The sequence below is a fragment of the Acutalibacter intestini genome, assembly GCF_034334985.1.
GTDB classification, from domain to species: Bacteria; Bacillota; Clostridia; order Oscillospirales; family Acutalibacteraceae; genus Acutalibacter; species Acutalibacter intestini.
Map to the genome: position 1 here is coordinate 93,508 of NZ_JAWXXL010000010.1, position 11,161 is coordinate 104,668.

General features: G+C 50.5%; 9 protein-coding genes and 1 tRNA gene. 9 read left to right on the top strand and 1 reads right to left on the bottom strand.

Going from position 1 to position 11,161, the window contains the following annotated elements; translation table 11 throughout:
• Positions 1 to 69: 69 nt before the first annotated feature.
• The gene (locus tag U8U68_RS09895) at positions 70 to 1,041 is read right to left on the bottom strand and encodes a sugar phosphate isomerase/epimerase family protein (protein ID WP_322200647.1); all 972 of its coding nucleotides are present in this window, start codon (positions 1,039 to 1,041) and stop codon (positions 70 to 72) included.
• Between the two features lie 237 nt (positions 1,042 to 1,278).
• On the opposite strand from U8U68_RS09895, the gene U8U68_RS09900 reads away from it, so the two are divergent.
• The 9 genes from U8U68_RS09900 (at position 1,279) to U8U68_RS09940 (ending at position 11,048) form a co-directional block, all read left to right on the top strand.
• Positions 1,279 to 2,478 (top strand): MFS transporter, encoded by a 1,200-nt coding sequence (locus U8U68_RS09900; protein WP_322200648.1) that lies wholly within the window; start codon positions 1,279 to 1,281, stop codon positions 2,476 to 2,478.
• 728 nt (positions 2,479 to 3,206) lie between these two features.
• Positions 3,207 to 3,300 (top strand) — tRNA-Ser (locus tag U8U68_RS09905).
• 250 nt (positions 3,301 to 3,550) lie between these two features.
• On the top strand, positions 3,551 to 3,898 hold the full coding sequence (locus U8U68_RS09910) for a recombinase family protein (protein ID WP_322200649.1): 348 nt from the start codon (positions 3,551 to 3,553) through the stop codon (positions 3,896 to 3,898).
• Positions 3,899 to 3,966: 68 nt separating this feature from the next.
• The gene (locus U8U68_RS09915; protein WP_322200650.1) at positions 3,967 to 4,278 is read left to right on the top strand and encodes a hypothetical protein; all 312 of its coding nucleotides are present in this window, start codon (positions 3,967 to 3,969) and stop codon (positions 4,276 to 4,278) included.
• Between the two features lie 53 nt (positions 4,279 to 4,331).
• Positions 4,332 to 5,642, top strand: a complete 1,311-nt coding sequence (locus U8U68_RS09920) for an NACHT domain-containing protein (protein ID WP_322200651.1) — start codon at positions 4,332 to 4,334, stop codon at positions 5,640 to 5,642.
• Between the two features lie 141 nt (positions 5,643 to 5,783).
• A complete protein-coding gene (locus tag U8U68_RS09925) occupies positions 5,784 to 5,963 on the top strand; it encodes a hypothetical protein (protein ID WP_247230802.1) in 180 nt (59 codons plus the stop codon).
• A gap of 135 nt (positions 5,964 to 6,098) precedes the next feature.
• Positions 6,099 to 6,926 (top strand): ParA family protein, encoded by an 828-nt coding sequence (locus U8U68_RS09930; RefSeq protein WP_247230800.1) that lies wholly within the window; start codon positions 6,099 to 6,101, stop codon positions 6,924 to 6,926.
• A complete protein-coding gene (locus U8U68_RS09935) occupies positions 6,880 to 7,824 on the top strand; it encodes a ParB/RepB/Spo0J family partition protein (RefSeq protein WP_322200652.1) in 945 nt (314 codons plus the stop codon). The genes U8U68_RS09930 and U8U68_RS09935 overlap by 47 nt, the downstream gene beginning before the upstream one ends.
• 200 nt (positions 7,825 to 8,024) lie before the next feature.
• Entirely contained in the window at positions 8,025 to 11,048 is a 3,024-nt protein-coding gene (locus U8U68_RS09940) for a SpaA isopeptide-forming pilin-related protein (RefSeq protein ID WP_367575805.1), read from the top strand.
• Positions 11,049 to 11,161 lie beyond the last annotated feature (113 nt).

An 11,161-nucleotide genomic window follows, 5' to 3' on the forward strand; every position in this document is an offset into this window, starting at 1 on the left:
CCTCCGCGACTAACGATGCAACGCTTGCGTTGCCCGCGACGAATGCTCCAGCGCTTGCGCTGGATTGGTTTAGAACCAGCGGGCTTCGGTCATTTTGTTCTCAAAGGTGATGGAGCGTTTTAGAATGTCACAGGCTTTTACCAGTCCCTCATTCTGGCTCATCAGGCTGTCCTCGTGCTCAATGGACAGCACGTAGTCATAACCTACCATGCGCAGCTGGCTGACAAACTGCTTCCAAAACAGCTCGTCGTGGCCATAGCCAATGCTGCGGAAAATCCAGGAGCGGTTCAGCTCGTCCCCATAGGACAGGGTGTCCAGGGTGCCGTTTACTGGGGCGTTGATGGGGTCGATGATGGCGTCCTTGGCGTGTACATGGAAGATGGCCTCCCCGCCCAGGGCGCGGATCACCTTGATGGGGTCCATGGCCTGCCAGAACAGATGGCTGGGGTCCAGGTTTGCGCCAATTTCTGGACCTACGGCCTCCCGCAGGCGCAGCATGGTGCGGGTGTTGTGTACACAGAAGCCCTGGTGCATCTCCATGGCAATCTTGTTTACACCGTGGCTTTTGGCAAAGGCCACAAAGTCCTTCCAGTATGGGATGAGCACTTGGTTCCATTGCCACTCCAGCACCTGGGGGAACTCGTTGGGCCAGGCGCAGACAATCCAGTTGGGGTTTTTGCTCTCGGGGCAGTCGCCCGGGCAGCCGGAGAAGGTGTTGATTTGGTGGATGCCCAGCTTTTCGGCCATCAGCACCGCGTTATGCAGGTCGTCGTCAAACTGCTTCGCGATCTCCTTGTCCGGGTGAATGGGGTTGGCGTGGCAGGAAAGGGCGCTGATCTCCAGTCCGGACTCCTTGACGGTGTCCACAAACTCCTGAAACTTCCCTTCGTCATGAAGCAGTACGCCGGGGTCGCAGTGGTCTTTGCCGGGATAGCCGCCGCAGCCGATTTCTACCATCTGCGCGCCTAAGCCTTTAAAGTAGGCCAGGGCCTCTTTGAGTGGGGTACTACCGATTACATTGGACAGTATGCCTAATTTCATAGGGAAACACTCCTTGGTTTTAAACTGCCGGGGGAAAGAACGGGCGGGTTCCTCCAGCGTAGAATCTATTTATATTATACAGAAGGCCAAGGGGAAATGCAAGCGGCCCCGGAAATTTTGTGGCGGGGGCGGGGGGATGGGCATAGAATAGGGAAAAAGGGGAATATCCCCCCTTGCAAATCCACTGGGTTTTTGCTAAAATATCTCCATTCGCGCCAGTTAGGAGGAGCTTCTTCTATGGATCAAACCCTTTCTTACCGCCCCACCCGCATGGCCTGTTACCGCGGGTACATAGTGCAGGGCATTGTTAATAACCTAAGCCCCCTGTTTTTTGTGATTTTCCAGCGGGATTTCGGCATTTCCTACGCCATGATCTCGTCCCTGATTCTTTTCAATTTTGTCACGCAGATTGTGGTGGACCTGGTGTGCATGAAGCTAATTGACCGCACTGGCTACCGGGCCGCCACGGTGACCGCCCATGTTTGCTGCACGGCGGGCCTGGTGATGCTGGGCCTTTTGCCCCGGCTGCTGCCCTGGCCCTTTTTGGGGCTGATGATTGCCACCATGGTTACAGCCGTGGGCGGAGGGATTATCGAGGTGGCGGTCAGCCCTATCGTTGACTCCCTGCCCAGCGAGGCCAAGGACGCCAAAATGAGCCTGCTCCACTCCTTCTACTGCTGGGGCCAGGTGGGGGTGGTATTGCTTACCACTGTGGCGGTGCGGGCTATTGGCCAAGGGCTGTGGTGGGTTTTGCCCTTAGTGTGGGCTTTGCTGCCCCTGTACAACACCTTTTCCTTTCTGCGGGTCCCCCTGTGTTCCACCGTGCCGGAAGAGGAAAAAACACCCCTGGCTAAGCTGTGGCGGTCAAAGTTATTCGCGCTTTCTATGGTGCTTATGCTGTGCGCCGGGGCCAGCGAGCTGGCTATGAGCCAGTGGAGCTCTCTTTTTGCCGAGCAAGCCCTTGGGGTGCCGAAAATTTTGGGCGATCTGCTGGGGCCCTGCCTGTTTGCGGTGTTCATGGGCATTGGCCGTACTATATATGGGGTATGGGGCACAAAACTGAACCTGTATAAGGCGCTGATGGCCACAGCGGTTCTCTGTGTGCTGTGCTATCTGGGGGCTGCGTTGTTTCCCGTGCCCTTGCTGGCCCTGCTTAGCTGCGCACTGTGCGGGTTCTCCATCAGCCTGATGTGGCCAGGGGTGCTTAGCTCTACGGCCCAGACCTATCCCAAAGGGGGCGCGGCCATGTTTGGGCTCTTGGCAGTGTGCGGAGACATCGGCTGCTCTACAGGGCCGGCCCTAACGGGAATGGTCAGCGAATGGGCGGGCCTGCGCCTGGGAATGCTTAGCGCCGCGGTGTTTCCCATTGTCCTGATCTTCTGCCTGGTGGGGCTTTCCCGCACCAGGGTCGGCGGCGCGCCCCAGCCGCCCCAGTGAACGGCATTGCAAACCCTTTGGGCAGATATAAGGATGTGGCCGGTGATGGACCCGTAAAGTTTTGCGGCGGAGGCTTGACATTTTTGCCAGGGGGAGATATAATAAATTTCAACCGGCACGGGTAGGAATGAGGGCATGGTTTGAAAACATAAGAAACCGCCGCCCCTTTGTGTTGGAAGCGGTTTCTTTCTGTGTGGAAAAACCAGGTCAAGGATATAAGGATTGACCGGGCTGGACCAGCCAAGCGACAGCAATTTTTCTTCATGAAAAATGGACAGAGCCGCGGTTCCCCCGGATTTCTTAAACAAGGTGAGAGTCTGGCGTTTCTTCTGTTTGGAAACAAGCGCTGGGCGGATAAAGAATATAGTGGTTTTGTGCCCAAAACTACACTTAGAGAAGGGGTCATAACGGGTCCGCACGGGAAATTTTGTGGGGTGAGAGGAACCCGGAAGGCCGGGAGGCCTTGAAAACACTGGGAGTTTTGGAGTTGGGTGGGCAGAGATTTGGCTGGGTTCTAAGAGGAATTCTAAGATAGCAAATAACACAATTTCATACACGGAGATGTACCCAAGTGGTTGAAGGGTCCGCACTCGAAATTCTGTGGCGTGAGTGGAACGGGAGAGGCCGGAAAGCCTTGAAAGCACTGGGAGTTTTGGAGTTGGGTGGGCAGAGATTTGGCTGAGTTCTAACGGGAATTCTAAGATAGCAAATAACACAATTTCATACACGGAGATGTACCCAAGTGGTTGAAGGGTCCGCACTCGAAATGCGGTAGGTCGGGAGTTCCCCGGCGCAAGAGTTCAAATCTCTTCATCTCCGCCAAAAGGAGACAAAAGCATTTTAGAGGCTTTTGCCTCCTTTTTTATGTTCCAAAATTCTATAGATGAAACAAAAATCGTGAGATAATATCATAATCTGCGCTTTTTGAGTTCTTTAATCTATTGGAAGCGCCTGATAAGTCACTAATAATCATGTTCAGTAAAGATAGAAAGAGAAATTAACACCACTAATTTGTAGGTTCTACTTGAAAACGCTCGAGCAACCCACTATAATGTAAGAAAGGAAGATACCCGTGAAGCTGTCCACATTGGAATCAAAGATTTTTGGCAAGGTATGCTATGGCTTTCGGCGTGACAAGAACAAGCGGATAGAAATAGTTGAGCATGAGGCCGAAATCGTGCGGGAGATATTTGCCCTTTACCTGTCAGGAAACAGTTTGGAAAAAATTCAGGAGCATTTACACAAGCAAGGTATTCCTTCTCCATCTGGGAGAAAGGTGTGGAGCCGTGACGTGCTGAACAAGCTGTTAAACAATTATAAGTACACGTTTGGCGTTATCGACCACGCTATTTACTTTGCTGTAGAGGAAATAAAATCGAGTCGGTGCAGAAACCCAAATCAAGATTCTGGGAGTAATTAAGTATTAAAAAACTATAATTGAACTACAAAATGATGCACCCGCATAATTGGTAGAATTAAGGAGAAAATATGGATATTAACAATACTGAAATTGTGACTAAAGTTGCTACAGGTTTAATAGAAGACGCAATCAAATGTTCATGGGGAAAGGTTAAGAAATGGTTTAAGGATATAGATGCTAAGGATTCCGTGCGATATGGCGATGCCTATGAGCAGTATTTGGATAATACATATCGAAAATATAGCAAAATCAAGACAATAATCTATCGTCGTTCTCCTAGAAATTTATATGACTTTTACGAATGCATAGGCGTACGGTATGAGGGGAAAACTATTGATACTAGCACCATTAATAACCTCTTAGAAATCGGGAAAAAATAATTATTACCGGAACCGGAGGAACTGGGAAATCAATTCTTTTCAAGCATCTATATTTGGATACAATTATGTCAACAGGATATATTCCTGTTATGATTGAACTCAGAAGTTTTAATTCCTTTGAAATCAAATCTGGGGCTATAGAAGAAACCATTTATAATACACTAGTAGAGAATGGATTTCCTCTAGAACGTGAATACTATGAATACAGCATGAGAGAAGGTGGATATGTCATTTTATTAGATGGGTTTGACGAACTTAATAGAGATAAATCCACAAGACTTTCTTCTGAAATAAAAAGCTTATCAGATAAATATCGTGAAAATTGTTATCTGATCTCTTCTAGACCATCTGAACAGTTTATTGGGTGGAATGACTTTCTGGAAACTGAAACTAAACCGCTAAGCAAACAACAAGCAATTAGTTTAGTTGATAAAATTGATTTTGACGAATCCGTAAAAGCAATTTTTTGCAAAGAGTTGGAAAATGTTTTGTTTGACAAATATAAATCATTCTCAGAAAATCCTCTGTTGCTTAATATTATGTTGCTTACTTTTAATAACAATGCTGCTATTCCAGATAAATTGAATGATTTTTACGATCAGGCCTTTGCGACCCTTTTCAATATGCATGACGCAACTAAAGATGCATATGTTAGAGACATAAGAACTCAGCTTGGATGTGATGATTTTAAATTAGTTTTTTCTTATATCTGCTTTAAATCATATTTCTATTCGGAATACGAATTTACTGAGATGCGAATGAGAGAATATATTTCTATGGCAAAGGAAAAATATAGCCAATTTAGATTTACTGTGGATGAATTCCTTGATGATCTCGTCTCGTCAGTATGCATGATTATCAAAGATGGACTGCACTATCATTTTGCGCATCGCTCTTTCCAAGAATATTTTGCTGCATGGTACACCTGTAAATTGACAGACAATATACAGTCCAAACTTTTATCAAACTGGCTCAAAGAATCTGACACCGTTATCACAGATTTATATTTTAATATGCTATTTAATATGCAATCCGAAAAAGTGAATAAAATAGTCTTCGCTCCAATTTTGGGACAAATAAAAAAGAAGTATACTGATTTGGGATTTACCATAGGTTTTTTGAAATCACTTTTCCACGGAGTGATTCTTAAAACATATCGGCACGATGGTGCGATGCGAAAATCTCTGTCTCTTGCAATAAATGATAAACAGAAATGTTATACTTTAAAGTTGACTTGTATTCTCAATGGATATGACTTTCCACCAGCAAACGCTGAAGCCGAAGAAAAGGTTTTTGATTGTCATAAAAATCAAGTAAATGAGCAACTATCCCCGCAAAATAAAGCATTTCCCCGCATTTCTTGAGGATTGCAACCCCCATTTACTACTTATTTACTACTGGGGAATGAGCCTTGATACGGTAAAATACCAAGAAATGCAAAGTTACAGTTTTGACCGAACTTCCCCATAACGGTATAATGAAGCCAAGAAAGGACGGTGGACGGTATGAGGGAAAAGACCACTCACTTATATGTAGACAGCAGGGAGCGGACATTACTCTTACATAGCCTTGTGGAGCTGAAAAACCAGCTCATACAGCAGGGCAAATACGGGGACTGCGTTGGCGAGATTATCTTCAAGGTAGCCAACGCCCCGATAAAGAAAGTGAAAATCGAATATGTCTAAGGCACACCACCATGAAGCCGCTTATTCTTATGGATTTTAAGAGTAAGCGGCTTTTTTGCGTCCTGCGTCCTCTGGTACAGTTACATAGCCGCCTTGACAAAGCGGCTAAATCTATGCGAAAGGAGGACGCATCCTATGTCAAATTGCAAAGTAATCGCTTTAACCAATCAGAAAGGCGGTGTCGGCAAGACCACTACGGCGGTCAATCTGGGCGTAACTCTGGCACAGCAGGGCAAGAAAGTCCTGCTCATTGATGCCGATGCACAGGCAAATCTAACTATGTCGCTCGGCTATCACAGACCAGACGATTTACAGGTCACTCTCTCCACCATCATGCAGGACATCATAGACGATAAATCCGTTGATGTCGCCCAAGGCATCCTGCACCACAGCGAGGGCGTTGACCTGCTCCCGTCCAACATTGAGCTGTCGGGACTGGAAGTAAGGCTGATTAACGCCATAAGCCGTGAAAGCGTGCTGAAAACCTGCATAAGCGAGGTCAAGAAGAATTATGACTATGTACTCGTGGACTGTATGCCGAGCCTTGGTATGCTCACTATCAACGCACTGGCGGCGGCTGACAGCGTGGTTATCCCCACACAGCCCCACTATCTTTCTGCCAAAGGCTTAGAGCTGTTGCTTCGCTCCGTGTCGAAAGTCAGACGGCAAATCAATCCCCCTCTGCGGATTGACGGCATCCTTATGACGATGGTAATGCCCCGCACGAACATCTCCAAGGAAATCACCGCCACGGTAAGGAGTGCCTATGGGCAGAAAATCAAGGTGTTCGATACCCAGATACCACACTCCATCCGTGCCGTGGAAGCCACCGCAGAGGGGAAAAGCATCTTTGCCTACGACAAAGGCGGCAAGGTAGCCGCAGCTTATGAGCAGTTCGGAAAGGAGGTGGCAGAGCTTGGCGAGAAGCAGAGAAAGCAAAATCGAGCTGACCGCATACGATGACCTATTTGAGACAGACCAGAGCCGTGAAGAAGCCAACCTAAGCAAGATACGGGACATTCCCCTTGCGGAGATTGACGAGTTCCCAGACCACCCATTTAAGGTCTTAATGGACGAGGACATGGAGCAGCTTGTTGACAGCATCAAGCGGAGCGGCGTGATGACGCCTGCCACCGTCCGCATGAAAGAGGACGGGCGTTATGAGCTTATCAGCGGTCACAGACGGAAAAAGGCTTGCGAGCTTGCAGGGCTTGAAACGCTGAAATGCGAGGTCAAGGAGCTTACCCGTGACGAGGCGATTATCGTCATGGTGGAGAGCAATCTCCAGAGAACCACCATTCTGCCGAGTGAGAAAGCCTTTGCGTACAAGATGCGGCTTGAAGCTATGAACAGGCAGGGAGAAAGAAGCGATTTAACTTCTTCTCCACTGGATAATAAGTTGAAAGGGACAACATCTGCACAACAAATAAGCCAGAAAAGTGGTGACAGCCAACCACAAATTTACCGCTATATCCGCCTAACCGAGCTTGTCCCCGAAATCCTGCAAATGGTAGATGAACGCCAGATTGCGTTCCGTCCTGCGGTGGAATTATCCTATCTCACCGAGGGACAGCAGTACACCCTGCTTGAAGCGATGGAGTACAGCGATGCCACGCCCTCGCTTGCACAGGCTATCAAGATGAAGAAATTCATGCAGGAGGGCAAGCTCACCAATGAGGTTATCCAGAGCATCATGCAGGAGGAAAAGCCCAACCAGAAAGAAAAGCCCGCCTTCAAGGACGAGAGGATAACCAAGCTCATCCCCAAGTCCATCCCCAGAGGGCAGGAAACGGACTTCGTTGTCAAGGCGTTGGAGTTCTACAACCGCCACTTGCAGCGGAGCAAGGACAGGGAAAGGTAGGATAATCCGCACACCGAGGGCGAAGTCTGCCCTTTTGCGGCATGGGTGGATAGCCACGGAATCGGCTTTCCCCCTCTCCACACCTCTCCCCCTTGATACTGCCAAGACTATCCGAGAAAAAGAATTTATCCAAGCTGTCCAGTCGGGCAGCTTTTTTCGTTCAGTCTGGCAAACAACAATCCAGATTACAGGAGGTAACTATGAGAATCCCTAAATTTTTCAGAAAGGCTACGGCTTTCGTCATGGCTGCGGTCACGGTGCTTTCGATGCTGCCCGCAACCACGGCGTTTGCGGCAGGCGACATCGGCACGATTTCCTTTTCCATGACCTATGACAGCGGCGGGAACGCCATGCGGTACAATTCCAGTGCCAATATTGGCGGCTACACCGCAGGCGGCACGGGCAAATACAAGTACCGCATGTCCGTGGACGGCGAGACGGCGTTCTGCATCCAGCCCGGTGTACCGCTAAAGACGGGCAACACCCTAAGACGGGCTTCCTCGGACGCATGGAACGCCCTCTCGGACAGCCAGAGGAAAGCCGTTGGGCTTGCCCTGCTCTACGGATACCAGGGCAACCGCCACAACCTCACGGGGAGCGATGACGAGAAATGGCTCGCCACCCAGACCCTCGTGTGGGAGTTCGTCACGGGATGCCGTGAATCCACTGGCTCCTACCGCCAGACGAGCAGCACCATCTACAGCCTGCACTTCGGCTCCAATTACGCCAATGACGGGGCGAGGGCTGCCTACGACCAGATTGTGTCCCTCATGGCGAACCACAACACCATACCGAGCTTTATGTCGGGCGGTGAGAATGACATCACGAGGGAGCTTGCCTACAAGGACGGGAAATATTCCCTCACCCTCAACGACAGCAACGGCGTACTCTCCGATTTCAGCTTTGCAAGCTCCGATGCCAACGTGAGCGTCACAAGGTCTGGGAACACGCTGACCATCAGCTCCACGAAAGCCATCGGCGGCACGGTACGCATCACCGCCACCAAGGACGGCGTACCCACGGTAGACAGCGGGGCGAAGATGATTGCCTACGGCGACCCGAACCTGCAAGACTTGGTGACGGGCGTGGAGAATGTCGGCGGCGTAAGGGCGTATCTCAACATCGAGACCCCCACCGGCACGATAGCCCTCAAAAAGACTTCCGAGGACGGCGTTGTGGCAGGCATTTCTTTCCACATCAAGGGTGACGGCTTCGACAAGACCGTAAAGACGGACGCAGAGGGCAACCTCACCGTGGAGGGCTTGTTCCCCGCCACCTACACCATCACCGAGCAGAGCATTGACCGCTATGAGCCGCAGCAGACCCAGACCGTGACCCTCATCGGCGGCAGGACGACCACCGTGAACTTCAACAACGTCTTGAAGCGTGGCAGTCTGGAGGTGGTAAAGACTTCCGAGGACGGCATCGTGGAGGGCATGAAGTTCCACCTTTTCGGCACGTCCCTAAGCGGTCTCCCCGTGGACGAGTATGCCGTCACCAATGCAGACGGCGTGGCAAGGTTTGAGAACGTGCTTATCAGCGGCGACACCCCCTATGTACTGGAGGAAGTGGATACCGCCATCCGATACGTTGTGCCTGCGACCCAGACCGCCCCGATTGAATGGAAAAAGGTCACGAGCCGCAGCTTCGTGAACGTGCTGAAGAAGTTCAACGTCACCGTGGCAAAGACGGACGTGGAGACGGGAACGCCGCAGGGGGACGCTTCCCTTGCAGGTGCGGTCTACGGCATCTATAAGGGCGAGGAACTGATTGACACTTACACCACCGATGAAAACGGGCAGTTCACCACCAAGTATTATGTCTGCGGCAATGACTGGAGCATCCGTGAGATTTCCCCGTCCGAGGGCTATCTTCTGGACGGAATCATCCACCATGTAGGCGCAGAAGCCGAGCTTTATACCGTGGAATACAATTCTGCCAAGAATGATGTGAACGAGCAGGTCATCAAGGGGAACATCGCCATCATCAAGCACACCGACAACGGCGAGACCCAGATTGAAACACCCGAAACGGGAGCAGTTTTTGAAGTCTACCTCAAATCCGCAGGCAGCTATGAAGCCGCAAGGGAAACCGAGCGTGACATCCTCACCTGCGATGAGAACGGCTTCGCCCAGACCAAGGACATGCCCTACGGCATCTACACCGTGGAGCAGACCTCTGGGTGGGAGGGGCGTGAGCTGATGAAACCCTTTGACGTATTTATCAGCAAAAACAGCAACACCTACCGCTACCTTATCAACAACGCCAACTTTGAGAGCTATATCAAGGTGGTGAAGAAAGATGCGGAGACGGGCAACACCATCCCCTATGCAGGCGTGGGTTTCCAGATTTACGACCCCAACGGTGAGCTTGTCACCATGACATTCACCTACCCCGAAGTGACCACCATCGACACCTTTTACACCACGGCGGACGGAGACCTCATCACGCCCCAGACTTTGGAATACGGCACGGGCTATTCCCTTGTGGAAGTGCAGGCTCCGTATGGCTATGTCCTAAACTCCGAGCCAGTCTATTTTGACGTGGTGCAGGAGAACTCCGAGGAAGAAAGCGGCATCACCGTCATCGAGGTGGTACGCTCCAACACCGCACAGAAAGGCACAATCACCGTAGGGAAGTCTGGCGAGGTATTCAGCACCGTATCTGGCACAAAGGGGCTGTACCAGCCGATTTTCTCCGTGGCAGGTCTGGAGGGTGCGGTCTATGAGATTACCGCCGCCGAGGACATTTACACTTTGGACGGCACTCTCCGAGCGTCCAAGGGCGAAGTGGTTGACACCGTTACCACAGGTGCGGACGGCACGGCGAAGTCCAAGGAGATTTACCTTGGGAAATACGAAGTAAAGGAAGTCACCGCCCCGTTTGGCATGGTATTGAATAGCGAGGTACACTCCGTTGAGCTTGTCTACGCAGGGCAGGAAATCGCCGTCACCGAAACTGCCACGGACTTCTACAACGAGCGTCAGCGTGTGGAGATTGACCTTGCAAAGAGCCTTGAGACAGACGAAGCCTATGGCGTGGGGACAAACGGCGAAATCCGAGATGTGAGCTTCGGTCTCTACACGGCAGAGGGGCTGACCGCCGCAGACGGTACGGAAATCCCTGCCGACAGCCTGCTTGAGGTGCTTTCCCTTGACGGGAACGGTCACGGGAAGTCAGTCATCGACCTGCCCCTTGGCAACTACTATGTGCAGGAAATGTAAGTTGTAATATTAAATGCGAAAGGACACGAACCCGCCCGAAGGGGCGCGGAACGATCCGGACGCATTTATTTTTTTACCATAAACAGGCCGGAAAATCAAGGGAGGGCGCAAAA

What these genes read in the sequence shown, in the direction of transcription:
- U8U68_RS09940 (WP_367575805.1), top strand. Translation starts at nt 8,025, where the DNA reads ATGAGAATCCCTAAATTTTTCAGAAAGGCTACGGCTTTCGTCATGGCT.
- U8U68_RS09930 (WP_247230800.1), top strand. Translation starts at nt 6,099, where the DNA reads ATGTCAAATTGCAAAGTAATCGCTTTAACCAATCAGAAAGGCGGTGTC.
- U8U68_RS09900 (WP_322200648.1), top strand. Translation starts at nt 1,279, where the DNA reads ATGGATCAAACCCTTTCTTACCGCCCCACCCGCATGGCCTGTTACCGC.
- U8U68_RS09895 (WP_322200647.1), bottom strand. Translation starts at nt 1,041, where the DNA reads ATGAAATTAGGCATACTGTCCAATGTAATCGGTAGTACCCCACTCAAA.
- U8U68_RS09915 (WP_322200650.1), top strand. Translation starts at nt 3,967, where the DNA reads ATGGATATTAACAATACTGAAATTGTGACTAAAGTTGCTACAGGTTTA.
- U8U68_RS09925 (WP_247230802.1), top strand. Translation starts at nt 5,784, where the DNA reads ATGAGGGAAAAGACCACTCACTTATATGTAGACAGCAGGGAGCGGACA.